This is a genomic window from Domibacillus epiphyticus, from assembly GCF_001975785.1.
GTDB lineage: Bacteria > Bacillota > Bacilli > Bacillales > Domibacillaceae > Domibacillus > Domibacillus epiphyticus.
This window is the reverse complement of the sequence record NZ_MSFI01000014.1, coordinates 58,541-84,725: the sequence shown is the minus strand read 5'-3', so window position 1 is coordinate 84,725 and position 26,185 is coordinate 58,541. Positions and strand designations below refer to the sequence as shown.

The following is a 26,185-nucleotide window of genomic DNA, read 5'->3' as shown; positions in this document are numbered from 1 at the left end:
TGCCTAATGAAATAACCGTGTCTAACTTTTAGGGGTCACTCCAAATTGAAGGGGTTTTTACATGTCTCCTGAACTGTTCCTGTCAATACCCCCCTTTCTTTTAGCGTAAGGGTAGAATCGGGTTTCGCTCATTTTGTCTCGATTTGTCGAAGGAAAAATGTAGAAATCATCTTTTTTTTGTAGGAGAATAGAAGGAAAGAACTGTGCCATACAATGTGATTTTTCCGGCATTTTTTGTGTTAAATCAATAAAGCTAGGAGCAATGCAATGAGTACTATATTGGATAACCTGCAGACCATTTTGTTAACTATTTTTTTGGTTTATTTTTGTTTCTCTATTTTTTTTAAATATATTGAAAGAAGAACGAATAAAATAACAAATGAAATTATTATCGCCCTTGTCTCCGGGATTTCTATCGTTCTATGTATGACATTCTCCATTACTCTTCCTACCGGTTATACATTTGATTTCCGACAAGTTCCTTTTATCGTTGGAGCACTATATGGCGGGCATAGAGTTGCTGTTTTTCTATTATCTATCCTGCTGTTCTATCGCTTTTTCTTAGATGTTCCAGGTATCGAGTTATCTTTAACCATCTATTTGATGTTAGTTCTTTCCTTATGGTTTATCATACCTATGTTTCACAAAACGGTTAATATCAGAAAAAAAATATATCTTGCCATATTAGCTTCTTTCTTTGGATTATTTTATCGTATGACCGTTGCCATTATATTTCACCCAGCAAACTTCACTTTGGATTGCGTTGGATTTTTTATTTCATCCCTTATCATACAATCTATCGGGATTTTCTTCTTTGTATTCTTTAACGAAAAATCAAGGAAAGATGCGATACTTGCAAAAGAGATTGGCAAGCTGGAAAAGCTAAGAACAGTTAGTGATATTGCAGCAAGTATTTCTCATGAAGTAAGGAATCCACTTACTGTCACAAGAGGGTTTATTCAGCTGTTAAGAGATCCCAATCTTACAGATAAAGAAAAAAATAGATATATTGACACTGCCGTAGTTGCTTTGGATCAAGCTGAATCTACAATTAGTGATTATCTAACCTTTGCAAAACCAACGTTAGAACACATAAATATACTAGATTTAAAAAAGGAACTTGCTTATACTCTTAAAATAGTAGAACCATTTGCAACATTAAATGATGTACATATTATTGAGCTGTGCCAAGATACAAACGTATACATAGCAGGTGAAGAGCAAAAAATGCACCAATGTCTCGTCAACCTTATTAAAAACGCAGTTGAAGCGATGCCACACGGAGGGAAATTAACAATTAGGTTAAAAGAGCAGAATGGGAAGGCTGTCATTACTGTAACGGATACAGGGACGGGAATGACCGATGAGCAAATTGAACGTTTAGGAACACCTTACTTTTCAACGAAAGAAAAAGGTACTGGACTGGGAACAATGGTTGTCTATAGCATTGTAAAAGCGATGAGAGGCGAAATTAAAGTAGAAAGTGAAATAGGAAAAGGTACTTCCTTTTCTATAATGATACCAACAACTAAACCGTTTCCTTCACTCAATGAGAAAATCGTTAGTTATAGTTAAATAGTTGATCTTTTTCATGGTCTAGGTACACGCAAGAATGAAAATTCTATAAATACAGTTAAACCCCGTCCACTTTTTTAAAAGTTGACGGGGTTTTTAGACATCTTCGTCGTTAGATAGCACGGGTGTTATCCATCCTTTCAATTAATTTGCTTGCATGATGTACTGTTGAATCTGGTCATCAGTTAAGTTATGCATGAAATGATAAAAAGTAATACAGTCCATTCCGTAGTTTTTACACATCTGCAAATAATGTTCATAAGCTTCTTTGTACATATCCATGAATTTCGCTCCCTTTCTGTTATATAACAAATTAAATTATTTTTTATTAATATATAACAGAATGATTTTATTGTCAATCCTTTCAAAGCCGTGAAATAAAACTTCTTCTTTTCACATAATGATGAGTTCATCTTCATCTTTTGGGTCAAAAGCCTGCGGTATAACAACTTGTGTTTGAAGAATCCATTTATGTTTTTCATCTGTTTTCGGTCCTTCTTCAGGAATCTTTATAGAAAAAGGAATACGTTCCTCTTCTCCCTCTGTAAGATTTCGACCTACGTTTAGTGTTACTTCTTCAAAATGTTTGTCATGCCATGAAAAATCACTGTCCGGATGTACTTCTTCATATTGCAAATAAAGCAGAACTTTTACTTTCTCAATTGATTTTTCTGTCTGCCTGCCAAGTATGAGCACTTCTCCTTTAACTGTGTCTCCAAGTGCCGCTTGCTTATCATGTAAAATTGTATCCACTTTTACACTCTCCAGCCCAATGCTTGAAATAAATTTTGTCCACATAAATAAGCCTCCTCTTTTTAATATTGTTATTTTTATTCCCATTTATTATTGTTTTTAAATCTCTTTTTCTTAAGTATTTTGAATTTTGCACATAGTGTTTTAAAAAATAAAAAGCCTGTTTGGCTTTTTAAAATTCTTTTTTCCATAATGGATAAAACCATTTTGTCCCTTTTTTATTTGATGGGAGCATTTTCATATCAGCTGCTAAATGTGAAACATAGCCTAATAGAAGTGTTGCGAATAAACCAGGCAACGGATAAGCTCTTGAAATTTCCAACGCCACTACGGCAAATAATGCTGTACCGATTAAAGAATGCGTCCATGTTCGATGTGAAACAATTGAGGAAAAAATGATAAAAAGAGCGGTATACATAATCCACAACTGGTCAATCCTCCAGCCAGTATATAAAATAAATGCCCCTGTTATAAAGAGCATTGTACGCTGTTTAATGAACAATCTCGGGAGCAATAAAAGGCCGATGCTGATAAAAAAACCGCTCATCTGTTTTATTCCGGACAGCATTAAGTAACTGTAGAGCGCAAGAAGCAAACCAGCTGCAGTGAAAAATAAAATGAGCCATTTCTTTTCTACAGTAATTTTGTTTGCCAGCTTACCGTTGACATCAAGGTCTGGCACTAAGGCTGAAATCGCACCAATCCCTGACAGCACGGCTGTTTCAATCGGGGAAGCATTGATCCAGATGGAAACACCAAGTCCTGTTGCTGCACCGATTACTGCGTGGGTCGATCCCTTCATCGAAAGACTCCCTTTCTATTCAAAAATAAAAAAACCGCCTTTAGTTAGACGGTTCTGTAATGTCATGATTGATCAATCACGCGTAATATCCAGTCTTGAACAGCTTCTATATGTTCAGCTGAAATCTCCATTTCACACAATACAGTACCTTTACCAATAATTTTGAGTATAGGGACAATCGCCGGTTTTTTTGGGTTGTATGAGTACACAACGGTGTCAATATGGACAATGGGAATTCGGGTATTTGTAATCATGCCGGTGCTTTTTAAATAACCGTCTTCCACTTTGACAATGTTTTTCTTCCAGCAGTATGATGTTTCGGTTACAACCGCTTCTGTCTGCTCTTCTGTGAAGATCACCATTATATGTAACCCCCTTTTCTACATTTAACTACTATAACGTAACAGCTTCGATAGCCTTTGTAAATAGTCATTTTATCTTTATATCAGCGAAATAAACGAATATAGTTTACATAATATTATTATTGTCTATTTCAATGAAATAAAAAAAAACGGTTCATGTCCCGTTTTTTATATCACTTTGGCTTTTATATGAACACCTGGATTTTGCGCTTTAACTGATTTCACAAGTCGATCTGGATTGCGAAGAACAAAGAGATACGAGATATTAGAACTTGTTAATACAGCAACACGTTCTTTCTTTACGTACGGCCGTATAATATATTTTTCAATTAAAGATGGTTCACTAGGGAATTCGTCCATTTCAAACACTTCAACAATTTCATCCATGGGAATAGCGGTTTCCTTGTCACCCGATTTAACGACAAGCAGCCCTTCTTCCACTTTATGACCGGAAAAATACCGGTTAGCCAAAAACACCCCTGCAACAACAATCACCACGACTGCTGCAAAATAGATCATTTTCATCCTCCTGTTTTGTTTCGATTCATGTCTCATTTATTGTACTCGTTTTCTACAAAAAAACACTTATTTTTACGGTTAAATTATAGCCTTTTTGTGACAAATTCCCTTTTTATTATTGACAGCGCTTACAATATGTTTATGAAAATAAAACAACGAAAAACAGGTGAAGCAATAGCTTCACCTGTTATGGTTTTAGTCAGATTAGTTTTTTTCTACGTTAGCAGCTTGTGGGCCACGTGGTCCTTCAACCACTTCAAATGTTACGCTTTGGCCTTCTTCAAGTGATTTGTAGCCTTCACCTTGAATAGCTGAGAAATGTACGAATACATCGTCTTGTCCTTCAACTTCGATGAAACCGAAGCCTTTTTCTGCATTAAACCATTTTACTTTACCTTGTAACATGTTATGTCCTCCTCACGCTTTATGCGCACAATCATTCTTGCTGTTTGCTGCAATTTCAAACCGAAAACAATTTATGTAGTTCTCTTTTGAAACGAACGAACAACTAACTTTACTATACCATCTTTTATTTTCCGGTGCAACCGGATCTTTCAATTTTTCTCAATTCCCAGTGATTTTGCCACATATATAAGATGCGGTGGAATGTCCCATTTCACGACGCCATTTGGATAAATCCACATGCGGATAATATCAAGTTTATCAAGCCCGCCAGTCAACTTTGAAACGACCCACCTCACTCGATCAACTCCTGGATTTGCCATTATAAATATACTTGGTGTCTGTGCATCTTCCTGTATACGCATCATTTTTTCTATTTGATCGGCCACATTCGAACGAATTTGTGTATTGTCATACACCATTCCTTCTTTTTGGCGTTTACTCCTGGACCCTTTACATTTTAAATACGCCGTCCACTCCATTTTTTCTCCCTTTACATCATGGCCGCCGACCGAGGACTCCACAGGGATTGTCCAGCCGTTTTCAGTTAAATATCGAACAGCTGTATTTGTAATTTCTTCTTGTGTTAAAACAAACTCATCCGGTACTTTTAAACGCTCCAAAAGAATCGGCATAGTCCTCCTCCGTTTCTCTTCATTTCAATTATATTATTCGACTTTTGCAAATAAAAATCCTGTTTAACGGAATAGTTTTCGAAAAAGATTGACCCGGCGTTTGCCATATGGTGGGTGAAGCAGATTAGATTGAAGTGCCCCGCTTTTTTTCATAATGCTTTTCTTATGAGAAAAAGTATCAAAGCTTGCTTTTCCATGATAGGCGTTTATACCTGACGATCCGACACCACCGAATGGCAAGTAGGGACTGGAAGCATGAACGAGCGTGTCATTAATGCTGGCACCCCCAAATGAAATTGAGGAAATCACTTTTTCTTCAATCGCTTTTTCTTTTGTGAAAAGATACAGTGCGAGTGGTTTCGGTAATTTCTTAATACGAGTAACTGCTTGATTAAGCTCTTTATAAGCCAAAACAGGTAATATCGGTCCAAAAATTTCCTCTTCCATCAACGGATCATCCCACTCAGTTTCCACAATCGTAGGGGCTATAAAAACATCATCTCGATCCATTTCCCCGCCTAAAACGATCTGTCCATTCGTTTTTCCAAAAATTGAATGAAGGCGGTCAAACTGCTTTGCATTTACAACCCGCCCAAAATCCTTGCTTTCTTTTGGATCGGCTCCGTAAAAATCGTATACTGCGAGCGTTAATTCATTCATAAATACTTCTTTTACATTTTGATGGACAAGTACGTAATCAGGGGCTATGCAAGTCTGTCCGGCATTCGTGAATTTACCCCAGGCAATGCGTTTCGCCGCTTGTTTTATATCAGCTGAATAATCGACAATTGCCGGGCTTTTTCCCCCCAGTTCAAGCGTCACTGGTATAAGCTGCTTTGCCGCTGCTTCCATAACCACTTTCGCCGTTGTCACGCTGCCAGTGAAAAAAATATAATCAAATGGTGCCTCCAGAAGGGCTGCAACCGTTTCCTTTCCACCTTCCTGGACTCCAATAAAGGAAGGATCAAATGTCTTTTCAAGAATACTTCTCAGTACAGTAGAAGTATTTGGTGTGCTTTCAGATGGTTTTACTATTGATGTGTTCCCTGCGGCAATGGCACCAATCAGCGGTTCAATAACAAGCTGGAATGGATAATTAAATGCCCCAATGATAAGCGTAACACCGTATGGCTCCGATAAAATCAGGCTCTCAGCTGGCATTTGATGAATGGGGGTCTTTACTTTTTTAGCAGAGGCCCACTTTGGCAAATGATTGATCATAAAACGGATGTTTTCATATAATAAACCAATTTCCATTGTGTATGCTTCAAACTCATTTTTACGCAAATCATGGTAAAGAGCATTCAAGATCTCTTCTTCATGTGACTTTATCACATCTTTAAGTTTTTTCAGCTGTATAATTCGCCAATCGATGCTGCAGGTAACACCTGTATCAAAAAACTCTTTTTGAGCATGAACCATTTCCGTTATGTTCATTTCCATCATCTCCATTTCGTTTCCCTCATTCTAGCTCTCCAAATTTCCATCGTCAAAAACACTCTGCTCATATCATTTTACCAATTAGCTTTATATGGACTGTTTTACCCGCCGGTGCTCTTTTATTCGGCTTCGGTCTTGGTCATTTATACAAAAATGGTTCGTCTTCTGGCGGCATGGATATCGCTGCTTTAATTTTATCAAAGTGACGAGGGTGGGTTCGGACAAAAAAAGCCGCTCCATAAAAGGATGCGGCTTTGCGTTATTTTATCATTGCTGTTTTTAACGTCTCGATATTGTTCTTCATAATGGACAAATAATCATCCCCATTTTTCTGGTCTTCATCCGTTAATGATGCCAGATTATGAAGTCGCAGTGAATCCGCTCCAATTTCGTTTTGAATGACTTCCGCTACTTTCGGCGTAATATTTTGCTCAAAAATAACATATTTAATCCCATGTTTTTTTGCCGTGTCAGCAATTTCTTTTAATTCTTTTTGTGACGGTTCGTCAGTTGGCGACAACCCCGCAACACTGATCTGTTCAATCCCGTAGGACTCTTCCCAATATCCGTACGCCGCATGTGACACAAGAATTTCTTTTTGCCCGGCTGAATCGATCATCGTATGAAAGTCTCCGTCAAGCGCTGTAAGGTCTTCTTTCAGTTTCTCATAGTTTTCATTATAGGTCTCTTTCTCGTCCGGATTCAACTTCGCAAGCTCATTCTTTACAACATTCGCCATTTCAACAGCGAGCATCGGGTCAATCCATATATGAGGATCCACGCCGCTATGATTGTGATCATCTTCTGAAGCTTCTTCATGTCCATGTTCCTCCTCATGTGCATGTTCGCTTTCTTCTAATTGTTCCATTTCATATGAGTCTTTGTGTACATCTCCACTATCGGCTTCTTCATCATGAGAGTGCCCTTCATGATTCGATGCTTCAAGATTAACATGTTCACCCACATTTACAATTTTTGTGTCTTCTTCAGCAAGTGTAGCTTCCGCTTTTTCTGCAAACGGCTCGAGGTTTAACCCATTATAGAAAAACAAGTCGGCTTGCGCTAGATCAAGCATTGTTTTTGATGTCGGCTCAAATGTATGCGCATCTGCGCCGGACGGCATAATGCTTTCTACAGATACTGTGCTGCCTCCAATACGCTCCGCAAAATATTCGAGCGGATAAATCGTTGTATACACGGTCAACTTGTTATTTTGAGCATCTGTTATTTGTGGTTCTTTCTCCTCTTTATTTCCACATGCAGCTAAAAATAATGATAAGCTGGCTGCAATGACTGCCCATTTTTTCACATTAATACCCTCCAAACATAATATAAATTTAATCTTATAGTAATCATTACGATTTGTAAACAGTAATTATTCCGATTTAAAAAAGCATTCACCATAATGATGATGAATGCTTTTTGTTACTTCGTCAAAATAATGGGCTCTCCTTTTGTCACCACGACGGTATGTTCAATTTGTGCCACTCTGCTGCCATCCGGCGTAATAAACGTCCATCCGTCTCCTGACTCTTTAATCATTTCAGCTTTTTCAGAAACAAACGGTTCAAATGCAAGAACCATCCCTTCTTTTAATAGAGCATTATCCCATGGATCATAGTAATTCAAAATATGGTCGGGAGCTTCGTGGAGCGACTTTCCAACACCATGACCCGTTAAGTTTTTAATAACAGTAAAACCGTTGCGCCGCGCTTCGTTGGCAACCGCTTTTCCTATTTGATTTTGTTTTGTACCTGCTTTTATTTTCAACAGGCCGCGTTCAAATGCCTGCTCTGCAGCTTCGCATAATTTTGTTAAAATCATCTCTCCATCACCGACAACAAACGATATGCCTGTGTCCGCAAAGTAGCCATCATATGAACCGGAAACATCAATATTCACAAGGTCCCCTTCTTGAATAACACGATTTCCGGGAATACCGTGCGCCACTTCATTATTTACACTGATGCATGTGTAACCAGGAAAATCGTATTCTCCTTTTGGTCCAGAAATCGCGCCATATTGTTCAAATAAACGTCCGCCAAGCTCATCAATTTCTTTCGTTGTCACACCCGGCTTCGTGTAGGATCGCATTTCATCGCGAATAACGGCAACAATTTTACCGATTTTTTTTAACGCTTGTAATTCTTCCTCTTTTTTAACAATCATAGGTTTCCATTCCTTCACTTATGTTTTTCCATTACTCATTATAACAGAATGTAAAGATTGTGATAAAAATATCTCTTTTTATGTTTGACGGTCTTTTCCAGTGATAAAATAATATTATACGGGGGCGACGCGCTCCTATTGAAAGGATGATAGAAATGACAAAATGTATTATATTTGATTTTGATGGAACGCTTTCTAATTCCATTCAAATATTTATAAAGGCATACAACAAATTTGCTGAGGCGGAAGGATACAATAAAGTTGCATTTGAAGAGCTTGACGATTTAAAAAAAATGAGCATCCCTGAGCGGTGCCGTTATTTAAATTTCCCCATTCGAAACATTCCGTTTGCGGCACCGAAATTATATCGTCACGTACGCGATATGAAAGAAACCCTGCCGCTTTTTCCCGGAATAAAACAGATGCTTGATGATCTGCACAGCCAGGGTATTCATATTTCCATTATTTCGTCAAACGCCAGCGATATTATTGACAACAGCCTTAAATCAAATGGGATTGACTATGTGAAAGACATTCTTTCTTCCAAGTATATTTTCAGCAAAGATAAATTAATCAAAAAATTTTTAAAGCAATATCAGTATACTCCGTCTGACGCCTTTTATGTCGGTGATGAACAACGTGATATTGATGCATGTAAAAAAACCGGTCTCCCATTTATCTGGGCATCATGGGGTTACGATGATGAGTCATTGATCAGCGGGACGGACTATAAAGCTGCAACACCAGATGATATCGTTCATTTTGCAGCAGATGCATAAGAAGAGTGCGGGAAAACTCCGCACTCTTCTCTTATTGAACCGAGCTTGCAACGTTTTGTCTTTTTCTTCCCCGCGCCCAGTTTATACAAATGATTAATGTCACGCCTATAATAATTGAACCGAAGATATACGGGAGGCCCATGTTTACATCAAACAATATACCAGCCAGTGCAGGACCAATCATATTTCCAATACTCATGTATGCATTGTTCATCCCAGCCGCAAAGCCTTGTTCATTTCCTGCCATTTTAGACACCGTTGTATTTATAGCAGGACGAAGCAGCGATGCGGCAGTAAAGAACACGCCGGAAATAATGAGGACCGACACAAAACCAGAAGCAAGCAGGATGCTGAGCATAGAAAGTGCTGCAACAACAAGCATAATATTCATTACCCATACTTCTCCATAACGTTCCAGAACACGATCCAGTATGAATGCCTGTACAATAACACCGACAAGACCGCCAACAACCATGAGTATTGAAATTTCCCCTGGAGAAAAGCCGAATTTTACATCTGTAAACAAGCTGATGGTTGATTGATAGTTAGCTAGACCAAACGAAAGTGTAAACATCATAATGAGCAAAATAAAATATGGTTTTGTCACTGAACTGGCCATCTGTTTCCATAAAGAGTCACGCTGGTTTGATGCCTTTGATAAAGATGCTTCCTCTTTTTCAGGTTCTTTTAAAGAGAAAACAGAAAATAAAGCAGCCAATGCTGCAACAGCACCTGCAATGATAAACGGTGCACGCAGTCCAAATGCTGCCAAGAATCCACCGACACCCGGACCGACAACAAAACCAAATGACATCGCAGCACCGAGTCGTCCCATCCCTTTTGCCCGAGTTTCCACTGTTGTAATATCAGCAACGAATGCCATCATGGATGGAATCATAAACGCCCCGCCAATGCCGCCAATCACACGAGATACATAAAGAAGCCAGAGATGCTCTGAAAACGCAAATAAGAACTGCGAAAAGGAAAATAGCACCAATCCAAAGATAATTGTTTTTTTCCGCCCAACCCGATCGGATAAGTCCCCCGCCATTGGTGAAAATAAAAATTGCGCGAACGCAAATGTGGCAATTAAAAACCCAAACGTTTTTCCCCCTGCCCCAAATTCATGTATAATCGTCGGCATAATTGGGATGACCAGCCCGATTCCAGTCATGATGATAAACATATCCATCATTAAGATAATCATTGGAAACTGTTGTATTTTTTTTCGTGACATGCTAAAACCTGCTTTCTGTTATTTATGAATCGTTTCCGGCAGTTTTTTTACAGCCTGCTCCAGTTCTTTTGCAAGATCTTTTGTAGAGTGCCCTTTTTTTAAATTAAATAACATGCCTTCCACTATTGCCTGACGCGGTTTCACTTCAAGCAATTCCTGTTCGAGAATGGCAATAGAATCCAGAATAATGGCTGATTCCTTTTGTAACTGAACAGCTTCTTTCATTTTTTTTATCATGTGAAGTGGATGAACCGCCTCTTCCGATCCAAACTTCTTCCCCTTTAATAAATACGATTCAAAAAAAGGGACCGGTTTTCTTTCCAATATCATTTGGACAGCCGCATCAAGCTGACAAACTAAATAGCGGCTCAATTCCTCAAAATCACACGGTTTTTCTTTTTCAATAATTTCCCGCAAATAAGAAATCATCATCCCTCTTAACGTAGCAGTTAAATCAGCTGCATAAGACTGTACTGCTGGTCCATACATCTCAATAATCCGTTTTTCAGTGCGCTGCATAATTAGAAGATTTTCACGACGAACATATTGATTAAGCGATGGGTCTTCAAGTCCGCGGATTTCTTTCACTTGCATGAGAAAGAATTCTTGAAATGCACAATAGTGACGCGTTCTAATCGCAATTTCTCTTACAAACGCTTCCTTTACTGTGTCTGACTCCTGTCTTGCTGCAGCAATTTGATCATTTAATAATTGATAATAATAAATAAAAATATCTGAAAGCAACGTCTCTTTCGATTTAAAATGAGTATACAAACTGCCTTTTGACAGTCCGCAAACCTCTGCAATTTGCTGCATCGATGTTTGGTGAAAGCTTTTTTTTGAAAAAAGCTTCATGGCGGCAAGTAAAATTTTTCGTTTTTTTTCGTTCAACTTCCATCACCAACTGTTTAGTTTTTAATTTGACTGCTTAGTCAATAGTAGCACACACTGGTTCATTACACACGAAAAATATTTCGTTAGGCGAAATATAAAAAAGATGCCTGGCATAAAGCTCGACATCTAAAAACTATATTTTATTAATCTTTCGTTAAACGGTTATTTTCTTTAAGACGCCGATTTAATTTTTGTTCCGATTTGAATAAACGAACGAATAAGGTGATAAAAAAAACAGGAATAGCATAAATGAAAAAATGAATAAGTAAAGCAATGACCTGCATGGTGTTCACCTCATTTTTCGCTATTTACAGGCAGTATAATCCTTGCTTTCGTTCCCTTTCCTTCTTCACTCGTAAATACCAGATCTCCGTTATGTTGATGAATCATTTTCTTGCTAACCATTAAACCAAGCCCTGTTCCTTTATCTTTATTCGAAAAAAAAGGTTCCCCTAAACGTGGAATTGCTTCTTCTGGAATACCGATTCCCTGATCAATGACTTCTATAAACATCTTATTTGAATGTACAGAGACCGAGACAGTTAATATACCCCCATCAAGCATCGCTTCAATCCCATTTTTCATTAAATTAATAATAACTTGTTTCATTTGTTTCTGTTCCACATTAAGACGTGGTAACTGTTCATCAATTTGAGTTTTAATCTCGATATTTTTTAACAGCGCTTCCGGACGCATAAATGTTGCCACTTCTTCAATGAGTGTACGCATATTGATCTGTTCTATTTTATGCGACTGTTGGGGCTTAGCCAGCATCAAAAATTCACTCATAATAAATTCTACACGTTCGAGTTCTGATAAAATAATATCACTGTATGCATTAATCGATTCCTGCTTCCAAAGCTGGACAAAGCCTTTGATTGCAGTCATTGGGTTACGAATTTCATGAGCAATACCAGCCGCAAGCTGACCAATAGCGCCAAGAGTATCCGCATTAAAAATCATTTGTTCTTTTTCCTTCAAATCTGTAATATCATCAGACACTATGATCACTCGAACCGGTTCGTTTTTTTCATTAGATATCACTGTCTGGCTTGATCGTATCCAGCGTATTGTTTTGTCGGGACGCACGATCCGATAATCAAACGTCCCTCCTGGATGATGCATTTTATTCATAAATAATTCCTTGTCTTTTTGATGTACAGTTTCAATAACCATCTCAGGGTTTTCATAAACGACTTCCGTTTTTAATCCCCATATACGTTCAAACGATTCACTCACATATAGAATTTGCATATCACTAATCGTATATATACATAATATTTCACGCATATTTTCTGTAATTGCTTTCAGCAGCTGCTCTGTATCTTTTAGTTTTCCAACGATCTGGTTATCTACTTTTAAAAGTTTGTCCACCGGCTGCGTTATCCCCTTTCTTTTAAAAAAAGAATGAAACCTTGGCTATATTCGAAAGCTTGCTTCAGCGGTTTTTATAGAAAATCCTTCATACCTTACCATTATATTCAATTAAATGATGTTTTATGTTTTTTTATTATATTTAATTTTTTTAAAATATATTTGAATTTTGCACACAATGTATTAAAATTTTATTATGTTCTCAATCGTGGTTTGGCAGTGAATTCCTGTGTATGAGCAGTTCTTTTTTCTGTAATGCAAAAAAAGCTTCACGTCATAAATGACAGTGAAGCTTTTTTATTAATCAGCAGATAAATCAGATACGAGCAGGCGCTGTACGGTTCCCTGTTCTTTTTCATCGACAACAAAAGAACCATTTGAATAGCGGTCAACTTTTTTGAGTGCTTGGACATCTATTTGAATATCCTCACCTTTGTTTAATCGTAAAAAATATCCGTGGTGGTCGCTAATTAGTGCTGCTCCTGTAATGCGATGAGGATTTGCTTTTAATTCTCGAAGCAAAACGACTCCTCTTTTCGCTCGCGAAGATCGCTCAAATTGGTCAAAGCCACTTCGTTTAACAGCACCCCGGTTCGTGACAGCTAGGAACTGTGCACCATCCCCTTCGTTTGAAACGATGGCGGCAATTGTATAATCGTCTTCTTTTAAACTTATGCCTTTTACACCAGCAGCGCGTGGACCAACAACGGGTACTTCATCTTCATTAAATCGTACACCAAAGCCAAAATGAGTGACGAGCAGCACATCAAATGTACCATCTGTTAAAGCTACCGAGCACACTTCATCATCCCCTTTAACATTCATTGCCATTAAAGGGCGGGAATAGCGCTGTACTTTAAATTGCGATAAATCAGTCCGCTTTACCATCCCCGTTTTTGTGACAGACAAAATGAATTTTGATTCGGTAAAGTCACGAATTGAAAACGCTGCGACAATGGTGTCTTCTTTAATTCCATTAACCAGTCCAGCAATATGCTGGCCAGCATCCTTCCAGCGAATATCCGGCAGTTCATGCACCGGCAAATATAAATAACTGCCTTTACTTGTGAAAATAAGGAGGACATCCGTTGTATTCATTTCTTTTTTAAATAATAGTCCATCCGTTTCTTTCATTGAGGGAAGCCCCCCTGATGCGGTGTAGGATCGGATGCCTGTCCGTTTTATATATCCTTCCCGTGTTACCGAGACGATGACATCTTCACTCGGAATCATCGCTTCACGGTCTATCTTAATTTCTTCAATTTCAGCTTCAATTGTTGTACGCCGCTCAGTCGTATAGATTTTTTTCAGATCTTTCAGTTCACGTTTAATAACGGAAGCAAGTTTTTTATCGCTTGCCAGGATCGCTTCAAGCTGCTGTATGGTCTTTTCAAGTTCTGTTGATTCTTTTTCGAGGGCGGTAATATCCGTATTCGTTAAACGGTATAGCTGTAATGTTACAATCGCTTCTGCCTGCGCTTCGGTAAAGGAAAATTCAGCTACAAGTCTATTTTTAGCATCCTGCTTATCTTTAGAAGCTCGAATGCATGCAATGACTTCATCAAGAATCGACAGGGCTTTCATTAAACCTGCAACAATATGATGACGCGCTTTTGCTTTTTCAAGATCATATTCAGAACGATTCGTCACTACTTCTTTTCTATGCTCAATATACGCATCAAGCAGTCGGTGAAGTCCCATTAATACCGGCCGTTTATTATAGATCGCCACCATATTAAAATTGTAGGACACCTGCAAATCAGTCACTTTGTATAAATAATTTAATATGAGTTCGGCATCTGCTTCTTTTTTCAAATCCACGACTACACGGAGACCTGTCCGGTCGGTTTCGTCCCTTACTTCTGCAATACCGTCGAGTTTCCGGTCAATGCGGAGTTCGTCCATTTTCTTTACAAGGGATGCTTTATTAATTTCATAGGGGATTTCCGTAATGACGATGCGCTGCCGCCCGCCACGGACTGATTCAATTTCCGCCCTGCCGCGAATCACAATTTTCCCTTTGCCTGTTTTATATGCTTTCTCAATTCCGTCGACACCCTGGATAATTCCCCCGGTTGGAAAATCAGGTCCTTTGATAACCGTCATTAATTGCTCAATCGTACACTCCGGCTGTTCCATTCGCATGACTACTGCATCGATCACTTCGTCTAAGCGGTGCGGTGGAATTTCAGTCGCATATCCAGCAGAAATTCCGGTTGATCCATTGACCAGTAAATTAGGGAATCTCGCTGGCAGAACAACAGGCTCATTTGTTGTTTCATCAAAATTCGGAATAAAATCAACGGTTCGTTTTTCAATGTCTGTTAACAGCTCGCCGGCAATGGATGACAGCCTTGTTTCCGTATAACGCATTGCAGCGGGCGGATCCCCATCCACTGAACCATTATTACCATGCATTTCAATAAGCGGTGTCCGCATTTTCCAGTCTTGGCTAAGACGTACCATTGCATCGTACACAGACGAATCCCCGTGAGGGTGGTAATTACCGATAACATTCCCGACCGTTTTGGCTGCTTTTCGAAATGGTTTTTGATGAGTATTTCCTTCTGTGTGCATGGAAAAAAGGATGCGCCGCTGCACAGGTTTTAATCCGTCACGTGCATCAGGCAGCGCCCGTTCTTGAATAATATATTTACTGTACCGCCCAAATCGGTCACCAATCACATCTTCGAGCGGTAAATCCTGAATATGTTCCTTTTCCATTGATTAATCCTCCCTGCTGCCGGTCAACTGATCACTTTCAAGCAACGCCGCTTCTTCCTCAAGTCCGAATGCAACGTTGGATTCAATCCATTTTCTACGTGGTTCAACTTTATCTCCCATTAACACTGTCACACGGCGTTCTGCCCGGGCTGCATCATCGATTGTGACCCTGATGAGCGTTCTCGTTTCAGGGTTCATCGTTGTATCCCACAACTGATCAGCGTTCATTTCTCCAAGTCCTTTATAGCGCTGAATGACTGCACCTTTGCCTATTTTTTTTAATAATGAGTCAAGTTCCCGCTCAGTCCATACATACTCGGCTATTTCCTTTTTGCCGGTTCCTTTACTAACCTTAAAAAGCGGCGGCAATGCGATATACACTTTTCCGCTCTCGATAAGCGGCTTCATATACCGGTAAAAAAACGTAAGCAAAAGAACTTGAATATGTGCGCCGTCTGTATCAGCATCGGTCATAATAATCACTTTGTCATAATTCGTATCTTCAACCGAAAAATCAGGTCCAACACCTGCTCCGACTGCATGAATAATCGTATTGATTTCTTCATTTTTAAAAATGTCAGCAAGCTTTGCCTTTTCTGTATTGATAACTTTCCCGCGGAGCGGCAGCACCGCCTGGAACCGGCGGTCACGCCCCTGTTTTGCAGAACCTCCAGCGGAATCTCCCTCTACGAGATACAGTTCATTTTTTTCTGGATTGCGTGACTGGGCCGGTGTAAGCTTACCAGATAAAATAGATTCACCTTTTTTACGTTTTTTCCCGTTACGTGCATCCTCACGTGCTTTACGGGCTGCTTCACGCGCCTGTGCGGCTTTCACAGCTTTTTTTATTAATAGTGCGCTGACTTCCGGATTTTCCTCTAAAAAATAAAGAAGTTTTTCTGACACAACCTGATCAACAGCTGAACGTGCTTCTCCTGTACCCAGTTTTCCTTTTGTCTGCCCTTCGAATTGAAGCAAATGTTCCGGAACCCTAACGGAGACAATAGCTGTTAAGCCTTCCCGAATATCGGTTCCTTCCAGGTTTTTGTCTTTTTCTTTCAAAAGATTGCTTTTACGTGCATATTCGTTAAATGTACGGGTCATCGCTGCCCTAGCACCCGCTTCGTGTGTACCGCCATCTTTTGTCCGTACGTTATTGACAAACGACAACACATTTTCTGAAAACCCGTCATTAAATTGAAAAGCAAATTCTGCTTCTATTTCATTTTGAGTACCGGCAAAAGAAGCTACAGGATGAAGAATATCTTTTTCCTCATTTAAGTATTTGACAAACTCTTCAATACCGTTTTCATAAAAATATTCCTCTTTTTGCTCACGGTCTTTTCGCCGATCTTCGAGTGTGATTTTTAATCCTTTTAAAAGAAACGCTGATTCACGGAGCCGTTCACTAAGCGTATCAAATTGAAAGAATGTGGTTGAAAAAATGGATGCGTCCGGTTTGAAATGGATCTCTGTCCCGGTTGATTTCGTTTTTCCTTTTTTCTCAAGAGTCGTGATTGGCTTGCCGCCGTCTTTAAATCTTTGTTCAAACTGAAAGCCGTCACGGTAAATTTTTACAGTTAGTGATTCAGACAAAGCATTTACCACAGATGCTCCGACACCGTGCAATCCACCACTTGTTTTATAACCACCCTGTCCAAATTTTCCCCCGGCATGAAGAACGGTTAAAATTACTTCTGTCGTAGGTTTTCCGGTACGGTGCATACCAGTTGGCATGCCGCGTCCAAAGTCACGTACGCTAATGGAGTTATCTTCATGTATGGTGACATTAATTTCACTCCCGTGTCCCCCAAGAGCTTCATCGACAGAGTTGTCAACGATTTCATAAACAAGGTGGTGCAGTCCCCTTCCATCTGTGGAACCTATGTACATTCCCGGGCGCTTTCGAACCGCTTCAAGTCCTTCAAGTACCTGTATGGAATCATCATTATAGATTATATTTTGCTTTGAATCCGCCATAAAAAATCCCCTCTCTTTCCAAAAACCCGCGCAACAAAAACGTATGTTCTTAAATATGATATCATATTCATCAAATAAACGACAATCCAATTTCTATATTCCGTTAAAAGAGTACGTTACTTTCCAATGATAATCAACCAAAATTTTTTTCCCGTCCTCTATACCGTCGTGGTAAAATGATGAATAGGTCTTATTCACATGATTATACAATACGAAAAGGGAGAATGAAAAATTGATTCAAGCATTGATTTTAATATCCGCCTATTTACTAGGTTCCATTCCATCGGGACTGATTGTCGGAAAGATCTTTTTCGGTATAGATATCCGAGAGCATGGAAGTGGGAATCTCGGGGCAACAAACACTTTTCGGGTCCTCGGCAAAAAAGCGGGTGCATTTGTAACAGCTGCGGATATTTTAAAAGGAACTGCTGCTGCGTCGCTGCCTCTATTATTTGATGCACATGTTTCTTTGCTGGCCGGGCTTATAGCTGTGATTGGACACATTTTCCCAATTTTCGCTGGTTTTCGCGGCGGGAAAGCTGTGGCTACTTCCGCAGGGGTGCTGCTTGCCTACAACCCACTATTTTTCCTGCTTTTGGCCGCTGTTTTCATCATTACTCTATCCATATCTAAATATGTGTCCCTCGCCTCCGTAACGGCAGCTGTTACGGCATTAATATATGCGATTATTTACACTTATTACACAGAGGATATCCCTTTCCTCGCGGTTGTGATTGCACTTGTATTTTTCGTCATATACCGCCACCGTGCAAATATGATCCGTCTAAAAAATGGGACTGAACCAAAAGTAGGTAAAAATAAAAAAAAATGAAACAAGCGGTTTAACGTTAATACGTTAAACCGCTTGTTTTTATATCTCCCGCTTCATTCATAAAAACTTTGATCGGCCCAGCCATCCGATAGAATGTTAATTTTTTCATGCCTATTTGAACAGTAACATCTGCATGGGCTTTATATAATTCAATCGTGCCGCCTTCACCAACTGTAATTTTGGTTTTCACCCCGCTTTCAGAACCAGCGTGTTTTACTTTCACAAATTGACCGGCAATTAAATGACCTCCTTTAACTGAACCAGCTACTTCAATACTTCTTCCTGCTTTTAATGTTGAATTGTAGACACCCTGCCCAGTTATATATATATTGCCGCTTGAGAAAATTTCACTGTTGAGTGCATACGGCATAGAAACAAATAATGGCTCTTCGTCTTCCTCATCTGCATCATAAAATGCATGAAGGGCTTCCGCATCATTTAATACACTATTTACTTGGTCAATACGAAGTCCATTCATTGATTTCATGATAAAGGTTCTATATAAGTTATTTGCAAGTTCACTCCATTCCCTTTTTACTGAATGTCCGCTATGTGATGCTTCTCGTGCAAATAATTTAATTAAAGAGGGAAGGTTTGGATACTCACGCTCCATCAGTTTTTGTGCAACAACTGCCTCATCAATTGAATGGCCTCTTTTCTCTAATTCTAATAAAACCGCTTCCAACTTTTTCGAAAACTCGATTACTACCGGCAGGCACCCGTTTAAATGCTTATAAAGCCCTCCGGTTGACTCGACAGATTTTCCAGATGAAATGGTTGAGGAAAACACATTTTTTTTAACGGATGCGGATTTACCAGCAATTAGAGACGCGTTTGAAACTTGCCCATACACTTCTATATCTCCCGCAGCTTCTACTTTCATTGTTTCATGGACATCACCGTTAATTTCAATGTCTCCTTGAAATCGGATATTCCCGCTCGTGATGTCCACAGCCCCATTATGAACAAGCTGCTTTGATACATCCAGAAAATAACGGTTGTCCCGCTGCTCCACTGAGAGTCTTCCGGAAAATGAAGCGAAATACGAACCGTCTTTTTCATATATGCCTTTCCCCGTCTGAACAACGACGTCAAGAGCCGGACGAACAGGAATTTCTATTCCCAATACAGATATACCTGGCGTTCCCTGAACAGCGGGATTCGCTTTTGCTATAATGCTGCCTTCCTGCACTTCCGGGATGACTTGTATATCACGGAAATTTGCTGCCCCACTCCAGTCCAGCTTTGGAGGTGTCAACCCAGTTGAGTAGTCAACGAAAAAGGTAAGAGACCCGTCTATTCCCGCTACAGGAGGTGTTGCAGTCGCTATTGTAAAAGATTGATTTTGTAGACAATGGATAGCGCCTTCAATAACCTGATCATCAATTCCGTGTACAACGCCTATCCCCTCAAGCAATTGATGGATTATCTCTGGAGTTAGTTCGTTAACAGGTTCATTTTCATCATTCCTGCCCGGTGAATAATGCAACACCGCTTCCATATAATCACTCGATACATCAATACGGCACACTTCTTTTTTTTCTTTTGTCAATAAATTATTCACTTGAGCTTCCCCCTCCTATACACCTAGTCAACGTATTTTCAAAAAACCGTCGTCTGAAAGTCTCGCTTTCACATTAAATTCCTTTTTAACAAACTGATGACGATGTTTTCCAATCTGAATAATGGTATCTACAAACGCTTCACCAATCTCAATGACACCGTTTTCACTTGTTTTCAGAATGGTCCTAACACCTGTGGAAGAACTTGACGTACCTATTTTAATTCCACCTGCTGCGTGCACTTCGCCACCCTTTACATATCCTTCCGCTACCAATTGACCGCCTGCCTTTACAAGGGAATTATAAATTCCCTGTCCGTTTACCCTTACATCCCCGCTAGAAAACAGATGGCTGTTAATCGCGTAAGGAAGAATCAAGGTTGAATCTGCATCGAAAGTCAATTTATTCATTTCATATACAGTCATTGATTCTCTCATCGTCTCATCCATAGATTCAATTACATTTCGATCTCCCATTGGCAGTGTGAAAAACAGTTTATATAAGCGAGTGGACAAATCACTCCATTCATTATCGATAAGTTTATGATAGCGGGCTGTTTTTCGTATAAAGCTTTTTAATTCATCCATCATTAGCGGATTATTTTTTCCAACAATGAGCCGGAAGATTTCCCATGTCTGAGCCGCTGAAAGCCGGCGTACTTTTTTATCGTTTAACACGAAATGAAGCGACTTATTGACAAGTTCTAAATGACTGATAATTCCCTCTAATTGTTCAGTTAGTTCTAAAATAACAAGATTTGTTTTTCCCGCAGTAATTGAAGATGAAAAAACATTTCCTATCAGTTCAATACAGCTTCCAGATTGAATAGAGGCCTTTTCGGTTGATCCATTAATAAAAATCTCTCCTTTTGCCTCCACTTTCATTAATTCGGCAACATTTCCTTTTATACATACATCTCCGTCAAAATAGATGTTCCCGCTTTTAAGGTTAACATCACCGTCATGGTTGTATTCCTTTAACAGTGCTATATTCAAAATGCTGCCGCGCTTTTCCACATGAGGACGTCCAGATATGGCGGAGATAATTTGTGCACCTCCAACAAGTTTCACGCCTTGTCCTAGACGGACAACCACGTCTTTAACTGGATTCGGTTTTACCTCACGCCCAGTAACAGAAAAACCGCTCTTCCCTTTCTGAGCCTGAATAATTCGTGCAATAAGTGCCCCTTCTTCAACGGATGGAATAAAGCCCGTTTCACGATAATCAACTTTCCCGTCTTCTTTTTTTCTTGGCCCTGGATTAGCAGTACGAGTGACTTCAACGGCAAACTTAATTTCGCCATCTTTTCCTTCAACAGGCGGAATTCCTTTTGCGAGAATAAATGTAGCCGTTTCTAAAGATTCTGAAGCTTTTTTTATTTCCTCATCTTGAATACCTGTCGTAATGCCAAGTTGGTTCAACTGTTTCCGAATATCTTTTTCAGTAAAAGGATTCTTCAGGGATGTTTCAGGTTCCACCTGTATTTTTAATGTTTCAAGCTTTTGGGTGTCTTTTATTTTATAAATTGTACGGCGCTCCGGCTGAACATGAATGGAAACCGACATTTCATCCTGCGCGACATGTATTGTCGATTTTGCAGGCTCAATGGATTCTTGCGCTCTCACTTCAATTTCATCTTTTTCTGAGACCGCTCTTTTTTCTGTTACGAGTTGTTCATTCACATATAAAGAAACACGGGGATGAGGGATGATAACAGGACACGAATGTTCAGATGAAAACACATTCATTTTCCCGTTTACAAATTGGATATATGATTTATTATCGATTGGTTTTTTTGACAAAGATTTTGAGGAGGATCTAGTTGTGTAAGCTTCTGTGACTTCATCAATTATTGTATCAACTTCTGTTATATGTCTTAGTTTTAGCGGGACCTCTTTTTTTATGACCTTAACCATAGCTTCTTTTTGCCTTATACCAAATAACGAACGGCCGCCATTTTTAAGAATGACAACTTCAACTTCCGGCAGTGTAGCATCAAGCTGCGTTAATGCATTTTGTACTGCTTCTACGGTTGTTGCCCCTTTTGCAACGATTGATGTCTCCATAAGCAATCCTCCTTCGTATAAATCGTATCCGGCAGCATTGTATTTTATTTTGACTCATCAGTATTCCGTGCTACACTATGTAAAAAAACCGGAGTTGATACAACATGAAAATTGAATTGAGCAAACAAGCAAAAAAGTGGTTCGAAGAAGAAATGGATGCCGTCGATGGTAACTTTATCCGTTTTTATGTAAGGTATGGCGGCTCCAGCCCTCTTCATGAAGGCTTTTCACTCGGTGTTTCCAAAGAAGAACCGATCGAAGCCGCTGTGACAGTGAGGCACGATGGCGTCACGTATTTCGTTGAAGAAAAAGATGTATGGTATTTTGACGGACATCATCTTGTCGTCGGTTTTAATGATCAGCTAAATGAACCTGCTTACGAATATACTCGGGATTAATTTATTCGAGTTGAAATTTTTGGATATGGCTGTTTAGCCCTTCCGCTTTTAATATAATCAGCTGTTTGTCGCCAAGTAAGTCAAAATGCGGACGGGATGGATTACGCAAGTCTATCCATTCCGGATTCAATCCGTATAGATGCCCCCATTTGATAAGCTTTTCTATTTGTATACACCCAGCTTTCGTAACAGTACGGTATTGCGGGAACCGTTCGTCATACCAGTAATGCGTTAAGAATGCTATTTCGCCTGTTTCCAGTTCCCGCTTCCACCTATCTACATCTATCCGTTTAAGACCAAATGCCATTAAACCGGCTTCTTTTCCTTCTCATATACGCCATGCCACTCTGGAAACTCTTTTTTAAATTTCACCGGCCGGAACGTTTCTTTTTTTACAACCGTATGAACACTTTCGCCAGTCACACATACATTTCCTTCTTGATTCACAATTTCATATCCATATGTTGTCCGGATGCCATTATGCGTCTCAATCCATGTGCGGACAATCGCTGTTTCACCGTAACGGAATGGCCTCTTGTAGGAAACATGAATATCAACGACAGGCGAGACAAACCCCGCTTTCTCCATTTCAGCGTAATCAAAACCAAGATCTTTAATTAGTTTCGTTCGGCCAATCTCAAACCAGACAACATATTGACCGTGGTATACAACTTGCATTGCATCTGTTTCTGCATATCGGACTTCTACTTCTGCTTCTGAAATATACAATGATCAAAACTCCTTTTACATTCCTCTTCTACATCCATTTTACCATATTTTCTCCAAACGTTTATCATTTTTGTCTTTTCGGGTACATGTAGTCAATAGCAACAAGGAGGAATTAACGTGATTACGTATTTAAAAAAAGAAAAAGATAATATGATGGCGCTTTTTGAAAAACTCGTCAACATAGACAGTAATTCCTATGATCAAGCAGGCGTGAATAAAATTAGCTCGATTTTACAAAAAGAATTTGAGGAAATTGGCTTAAAGGTAATTGTTCACAGAGAAAAAAAGTTTGGCAATCACTTAAGCATTACTTCTTCAAACTCAATAAAGCCAAAAATTTTAATTATTGCCCATATGGATACCGTGTTCCCTAAAGGGGAATCATCTAAAAGACCATTTCAAATTATCGGGGACAAAGCATACGGTCCTGGTGTTAATGATGAAAAAGCCAGTCATGTGCAAGTACTTTATGCAATGAAAGCTTTAAAGCATTACGGACTAGCCTCTTTTCATAACGTACACATCCTTTTTAACAGCGATGAAGAAATTGGATCCCCCTCTTCAAAAACGCTCATAAAAGAAGCCGCTGAAGGGAAGGAATATTGTTTAGTCGTCGAGTGCGGGCGTCCAAATGAAGGCGTTGTTACATCACGCAAAGGTGTCGGCAGCTTTAAAATGAGCGTTACGGGCAAAAGCGCACATGCAGGTGTAGAACCTGAAATCGGACGGAGTGCCATCGAAGAAATTGCCTATAAAATTATTAAGCTGCATCAGTTAAATAAAATAGAAAAAGGATTGACAGTAAACGTCGGTTTAATTAAAGGCGGTACTTCAGCGAATACGGTATCGCCAGACGCAGAAGCGGTAATTGATGTCCGTGTTGCAAATAAAGAGCAAGCAGAGGATGTGGTGAAAGAAATTTATTCTATAGCTGAAGAAGAGACAATAAAAGGTACAGAAACAAAAATAGAAGGACAGATTTCAAGACCTCCAATGGAAATGACGAAAGAATCACAAGAGCTTTTTGAACGAGTTAAACAAACAGGAAAAGAGCTCGGTCTTCATCTGCATGGTGAAGCAACAGGCGGCGCATCAGATGCTTCTTTTACTGCCAGTGAAGGAGTGCCTACAATTGATGGAATGGGACCTGTCGGTGAGTTTTCTCATAGTGAGACTGATGAATATACAAACATTCAATCTCTTATTGAACGAACCGCTCTCCTAGCCAAAACGATCGAAAGTTTAACGAAAAAAGAGATGGAGGAGCAGCAATAATGAAAACAGAGTATATATGGGCCAATCAGAAAGTGGATTCTTCCAAACAGCGGGCATATGGAAAAAAAGGCATGACCGCTAGTGCTACTGAAGAATCATCTATCATTGGCGCAACTATTTTATCAAATGGCGGAAATGCTATGGACGCACTTGCCGCTATGCAATTTGCCCTATCTGTATCCGAACCGTTTAACACAGGGCTTGCAGCAAGTGGATTTATTGTATACTATGACGCAAAAAAGAAAAAAACGTTTGTCGTAAACGGTCATTCCATCGCACCGAAAAAAGCGCATAAAAATATTTTTGTTGATGAACGAGAGGATATTATTCCATTTATCGAACGTTCTACACCTGGTACCGCTGTAGCTGTACCAGGTATTTTGAAAGGATTTGAAAAAGCTCTTGACCAATTTGGCACAATGAAATGGTCTGAAGTGATGGATCCAGCTGTTCGTTTATCCGAAGAAGGTGTCCGTGTTAATTTAACATGGAATACAGGACTGGAACGATTTAGCCATCGTCTTGGTGAAGAAGCACGAAAATTTTATTTCCCTAATGACGTGCCGCTCACTGAAGGCGAAATTGTTGTGAACGATGAGCTGACAAAGACCTTGAAGATTTTGCAGGAAAATGGCGCTGATGCTTTTTATAAAGGTGAAATTGCAAACGCGATTATCAAAACAGTAAAGTCGTTTGACGGCTTTATTGAAAAAAGCGATTTAGCAGAATATGAAGCTTCTGTTTCAGAAGCAATTACCGGTTCATACCGTGATTACACAATTGCCGTACCCTCCCCGCCAAACGGCGGCGGTTTCGCTTTATTATACATGTTAAAGATGATCGAAATGCTCGATATTTCCCAATATGAAGTCAACTCCTGGGAAAAGTATTATGTCCTTGCAGAAGTCATGCGAATCATGACAGCTGATAAATTAGCATTTATGGGGGATCCTGAATGTTATGACATTCCTATAGACGGACTCCTTCATATTGAGTATATAAAAGAGAGAGTCAAATTATTAAATTTTGATTACCGCAATGAATCGATAACAGAAGGAAATCCCTGGGAATATAATAAAAGCAAAGAGCGTCATCATCAAAAACCGAGCCCAAACGAATCCGGATTGGAAACCACCCATTTTATTGCTGTCGACGGCGATGGCAATATTGCCGCTTGCACTTCTTCGCTTGAACACTTTTTTGGTTCCGGGATTATGGTCCCCGGATATGGATTTTTATTAAATAATGATATGACAGACTTCGACCCGGATCCTGCTGGCATTAATTCCGTTGAACCAGGTAAATATCCTGTAAGCATGAAAACACCAACAATTGTTTTTAAAGATGGAGATCCCTTTATGACCCTCGGTTCCCCCGGTGGTCCGACTATTCCGGCGTCTGTTTTACAAACGATGATTCATGTGCTGGATTATGGGATGGACGTCAAAGACGCGATTGAAGAACCCCGTATTTATAACGGGACGGGACCTCTTATCTGGCAGGAAGAAGGATTCCCGGAAGATGCAAAGCAAAAGCTGGAGCAAATGAATTTTCAATTCGAAAACATTGCGCTCTCAATCGGCAACGTGCAGGCCATTTTAATCAATTCAAAGTCCGGTGAACTATACGGCGCCTGTGACTCCTCTCGACCCGGTATCCCGGTTGTTCCTGAGTAATA

At 39.5% G+C, this 26,185-nt stretch carries 25 protein-coding genes; 7 read left to right on the top strand and 18 right to left on the bottom strand.

Annotated elements, in window-relative coordinates:
- The first annotated feature begins 267 nt into the window (after positions 1-267).
- Positions 268-1,575, top strand: a complete 1,308-nt coding sequence (locus tag BTO28_RS10025) for an ATP-binding protein (RefSeq protein ID WP_076765840.1) — start codon at positions 268-270, stop codon at positions 1,573-1,575.
- Between the two features lie 393 nt (positions 1,576-1,968).
- On the opposite strand, the gene BTO28_RS10020 is transcribed toward BTO28_RS10025, so the two are convergent.
- The 7 genes from BTO28_RS10020 to BTO28_RS09990 form a co-directional block, all read right to left on the bottom strand.
- Entirely contained in the window at positions 1,969-2,373 is a 405-nt protein-coding gene (locus BTO28_RS10020) for a sporulation protein (protein ID WP_076765838.1), read from the bottom strand.
- Between the two features lie 127 nt (positions 2,374-2,500).
- The gene (locus BTO28_RS10015) at positions 2,501-3,130 is read right to left on the bottom strand and encodes a metal-dependent hydrolase (protein ID WP_076765836.1); all 630 of its coding nucleotides are present in this window, start codon (positions 3,128-3,130) and stop codon (positions 2,501-2,503) included.
- 62 nt (positions 3,131-3,192) lie between these two features.
- Positions 3,193-3,492: a hypothetical protein gene (locus BTO28_RS10010; protein WP_076765834.1), complete on the bottom strand. Its 300-nt coding sequence runs from the start codon at positions 3,490-3,492 to the stop codon at positions 3,193-3,195.
- 168 nt (positions 3,493-3,660) lie between these two features.
- Positions 3,661-4,011: a SunI/YnzG family protein gene (locus BTO28_RS10005; protein ID WP_076765832.1), complete on the bottom strand. Its 351-nt coding sequence runs from the start codon at positions 4,009-4,011 to the stop codon at positions 3,661-3,663.
- 204 nt (positions 4,012-4,215) lie between these two features.
- Complete coding sequence (gene cspD, locus BTO28_RS10000; protein WP_018392868.1) at positions 4,216-4,416, bottom strand: cold-shock protein CspD; 201 nt, start codon at positions 4,414-4,416, stop codon at positions 4,216-4,218.
- Positions 4,417-4,565: 149 nt separating this feature from the next.
- Complete coding sequence (locus tag BTO28_RS09995; RefSeq protein WP_076765830.1) at positions 4,566-5,048, bottom strand: hypothetical protein; 483 nt, start codon at positions 5,046-5,048, stop codon at positions 4,566-4,568.
- Between the two features lie 63 nt (positions 5,049-5,111).
- Positions 5,112-6,491 carry an aldehyde dehydrogenase gene (locus tag BTO28_RS09990; RefSeq protein WP_095532674.1) on the bottom strand — a complete coding sequence of 460 codons (1,380 nt, stop codon included), beginning with the start codon at positions 6,489-6,491 and terminating at the stop codon, positions 5,112-5,114.
- Here BTO28_RS09990 and BTO28_RS17775 point away from each other — a divergent pair.
- Entirely contained in the window at positions 6,437-6,694 is a 258-nt protein-coding gene (locus BTO28_RS17775; protein WP_083711468.1) for a YitT family protein, read from the top strand. The genes BTO28_RS09990 and BTO28_RS17775 overlap by 55 nt on opposite strands.
- Positions 6,695-6,747: 53 nt before the next feature.
- Here BTO28_RS17775 and BTO28_RS09980 read toward each other — a convergent pair whose 3' ends face one another.
- Both BTO28_RS09980 and map read right to left on the bottom strand, forming a co-directional pair.
- Positions 6,748-7,797 carry a metal ABC transporter solute-binding protein, Zn/Mn family gene (locus BTO28_RS09980; protein ID WP_076765827.1) on the bottom strand — a complete coding sequence of 350 codons (1,050 nt, stop codon included), beginning with the start codon at positions 7,795-7,797 and terminating at the stop codon, positions 6,748-6,750.
- A gap of 116 nt (positions 7,798-7,913) precedes the next feature.
- Entirely contained in the window at positions 7,914-8,657 is a 744-nt protein-coding gene (map, locus tag BTO28_RS09975) for a type I methionyl aminopeptidase (RefSeq protein ID WP_076765825.1), read from the bottom strand.
- Between the two features lie 155 nt (positions 8,658-8,812).
- Here map and BTO28_RS09970 point away from each other — a divergent pair, with 155 nt between their 5' ends.
- On the top strand, positions 8,813-9,436 hold the full coding sequence (locus BTO28_RS09970) for an HAD hydrolase-like protein (protein WP_076765823.1): 624 nt from the start codon (positions 8,813-8,815) through the stop codon (positions 9,434-9,436).
- Between the two features lie 31 nt (positions 9,437-9,467).
- Here the strand turns inward: BTO28_RS09970 and BTO28_RS09965 are convergent, their stop codons facing one another.
- The 5 genes from BTO28_RS09965 to parE all read right to left on the bottom strand — a co-directional run bounded on the left by BTO28_RS09965 (position 9,468) and on the right by parE (position 17,645).
- Positions 9,468-10,673, bottom strand: a complete 1,206-nt coding sequence (locus BTO28_RS09965; protein WP_076765821.1) for an MFS transporter — start codon at positions 10,671-10,673, stop codon at positions 9,468-9,470.
- Between the two features lie 18 nt (positions 10,674-10,691).
- Entirely contained in the window at positions 10,692-11,564 is an 873-nt protein-coding gene (locus BTO28_RS09960; RefSeq protein ID WP_076765819.1) for a TetR/AcrR family transcriptional regulator, read from the bottom strand.
- 297 nt (positions 11,565-11,861) lie between these two features.
- The gene (locus BTO28_RS09955; protein WP_076765817.1) at positions 11,862-12,941 is read right to left on the bottom strand and encodes an ATP-binding protein; all 1,080 of its coding nucleotides are present in this window, start codon (positions 12,939-12,941) and stop codon (positions 11,862-11,864) included.
- 300 nt (positions 12,942-13,241) lie between these two features.
- Positions 13,242-15,665, bottom strand: coding sequence for a DNA topoisomerase IV subunit A (gene parC, locus BTO28_RS09950; protein ID WP_076765815.1), 2,424 nt, complete (start codon positions 15,663-15,665; stop codon positions 13,242-13,244).
- 3 nt (positions 15,666-15,668) lie between these two features.
- On the bottom strand, positions 15,669-17,645 hold the full coding sequence (parE, locus tag BTO28_RS09945; RefSeq protein ID WP_076765813.1) for a DNA topoisomerase IV subunit B: 1,977 nt from the start codon (positions 17,643-17,645) through the stop codon (positions 15,669-15,671).
- A gap of 235 nt (positions 17,646-17,880) precedes the next feature.
- Between parE and plsY the strand changes: the two genes are divergently transcribed.
- Positions 17,881-18,477, top strand: a complete 597-nt coding sequence (gene plsY / locus BTO28_RS09940; protein ID WP_198936758.1) for a glycerol-3-phosphate 1-O-acyltransferase PlsY — start codon at positions 17,881-17,883, stop codon at positions 18,475-18,477.
- Positions 18,478-18,493: 16 nt separating this feature from the next.
- Here plsY and BTO28_RS09935 read toward each other — a convergent pair whose 3' ends face one another.
- On the bottom strand, positions 18,494-20,041 hold the full coding sequence (locus BTO28_RS09935) for a DUF342 domain-containing protein (RefSeq protein ID WP_076765809.1): 1,548 nt from the start codon (positions 20,039-20,041) through the stop codon (positions 18,494-18,496).
- Between the two features lie 27 nt (positions 20,042-20,068).
- Positions 20,069-22,105 (bottom strand): FapA family protein, encoded by a 2,037-nt coding sequence (locus BTO28_RS09930; RefSeq protein WP_076765807.1) that lies wholly within the window; start codon positions 22,103-22,105, stop codon positions 20,069-20,071.
- A gap of 104 nt (positions 22,106-22,209) precedes the next feature.
- On the opposite strand from BTO28_RS09930, the gene BTO28_RS09925 reads away from it, so the two are divergent.
- The gene (locus tag BTO28_RS09925) at positions 22,210-22,503 is read left to right on the top strand and encodes a HesB/YadR/YfhF family protein (protein WP_076765805.1); all 294 of its coding nucleotides are present in this window, start codon (positions 22,210-22,212) and stop codon (positions 22,501-22,503) included.
- A gap of 1 nt (position 22,504) precedes the next feature.
- On the opposite strand, the gene BTO28_RS09920 is transcribed toward BTO28_RS09925, so the two are convergent.
- Positions 22,505-22,810, bottom strand: a complete 306-nt coding sequence (locus BTO28_RS09920) for a hypothetical protein (protein WP_076765803.1) — start codon at positions 22,808-22,810, stop codon at positions 22,505-22,507.
- Entirely contained in the window at positions 22,810-23,232 is a 423-nt protein-coding gene (locus BTO28_RS09915; RefSeq protein ID WP_076765801.1) for an acyl-CoA thioesterase, read from the bottom strand. Before BTO28_RS09915 ends, BTO28_RS09920 begins: the two co-directional genes overlap by 1 nt.
- A 117-nt stretch (positions 23,233-23,349) precedes the next feature.
- On the opposite strand from BTO28_RS09915, the gene BTO28_RS09910 reads away from it, so the two are divergent.
- Both BTO28_RS09910 and ggt read left to right on the top strand, forming a co-directional pair.
- Positions 23,350-24,507, top strand: coding sequence for a M20 family metallopeptidase (locus tag BTO28_RS09910; protein WP_083711461.1), 1,158 nt, complete (start codon positions 23,350-23,352; stop codon positions 24,505-24,507).
- Positions 24,507-26,183, top strand: a complete 1,677-nt coding sequence (gene ggt / locus BTO28_RS09905) for a gamma-glutamyltransferase (protein WP_076765799.1) — start codon at positions 24,507-24,509, stop codon at positions 26,181-26,183. The genes BTO28_RS09910 and ggt overlap by 1 nt, the downstream gene beginning before the upstream one ends.
- The last annotated feature ends 2 nt before the right edge of the window (positions 26,184-26,185 follow it).

Excerpts from the sequence above, each read along its gene's own strand:
- BTO28_RS10025 (WP_076765840.1), top strand. The coding sequence starts at position 268 with ATGAGTACTATATTGGATAACCTGCAGACCATTTTGTTAACTATTTTT.
- BTO28_RS10020 (WP_076765838.1), bottom strand. The coding sequence starts at position 2,373 with ATGTGGACAAAATTTATTTCAAGCATTGGGCTGGAGAGTGTAAAAGTG.
- BTO28_RS10015 (WP_076765836.1), bottom strand. The coding sequence starts at position 3,130 with ATGAAGGGATCGACCCACGCAGTAATCGGTGCAGCAACAGGACTTGGT.
- BTO28_RS10010 (WP_076765834.1), bottom strand. The coding sequence starts at position 3,492 with ATGGTGATCTTCACAGAAGAGCAGACAGAAGCGGTTGTAACCGAAACA.
- BTO28_RS10005 (WP_076765832.1), bottom strand. The coding sequence starts at position 4,011 with ATGATCTATTTTGCAGCAGTCGTGGTGATTGTTGTTGCAGGGGTGTTT.
- cspD (WP_018392868.1), bottom strand. The coding sequence starts at position 4,416 with ATGTTACAAGGTAAAGTAAAATGGTTTAATGCAGAAAAAGGCTTCGGT.
- BTO28_RS09995 (WP_076765830.1), bottom strand. The coding sequence starts at position 5,048 with ATGCCGATTCTTTTGGAGCGTTTAAAAGTACCGGATGAGTTTGTTTTA.
- BTO28_RS09990 (WP_095532674.1), bottom strand. The coding sequence starts at position 6,491 with ATGGAAATGAACATAACGGAAATGGTTCATGCTCAAAAAGAGTTTTTT.
- map (WP_076765825.1), bottom strand. The coding sequence starts at position 8,657 with ATGATTGTTAAAAAAGAGGAAGAATTACAAGCGTTAAAAAAAATCGGT.
- BTO28_RS09970 (WP_076765823.1), top strand. The coding sequence starts at position 8,813 with ATGACAAAATGTATTATATTTGATTTTGATGGAACGCTTTCTAATTCC.
- BTO28_RS09965 (WP_076765821.1), bottom strand. The coding sequence starts at position 10,673 with ATGTCACGAAAAAAAATACAACAGTTTCCAATGATTATCTTAATGATG.
- parC (WP_076765815.1), bottom strand. The coding sequence starts at position 15,665 with ATGGAAAAGGAACATATTCAGGATTTACCGCTCGAAGATGTGATTGGT.
- parE (WP_076765813.1), bottom strand. The coding sequence starts at position 17,645 with ATGGCGGATTCAAAGCAAAATATAATCTATAATGATGATTCCATACAG.
- BTO28_RS09930 (WP_076765807.1), bottom strand. The coding sequence starts at position 22,105 with ATGGAGACATCAATCGTTGCAAAAGGGGCAACAACCGTAGAAGCAGTA.
- BTO28_RS09925 (WP_076765805.1), top strand. The coding sequence starts at position 22,210 with ATGAAAATTGAATTGAGCAAACAAGCAAAAAAGTGGTTCGAAGAAGAA.
- BTO28_RS09920 (WP_076765803.1), bottom strand. The coding sequence starts at position 22,810 with ATGGCATTTGGTCTTAAACGGATAGATGTAGATAGGTGGAAGCGGGAA.
- ggt (WP_076765799.1), top strand. The coding sequence starts at position 24,507 with ATGAAAACAGAGTATATATGGGCCAATCAGAAAGTGGATTCTTCCAAA.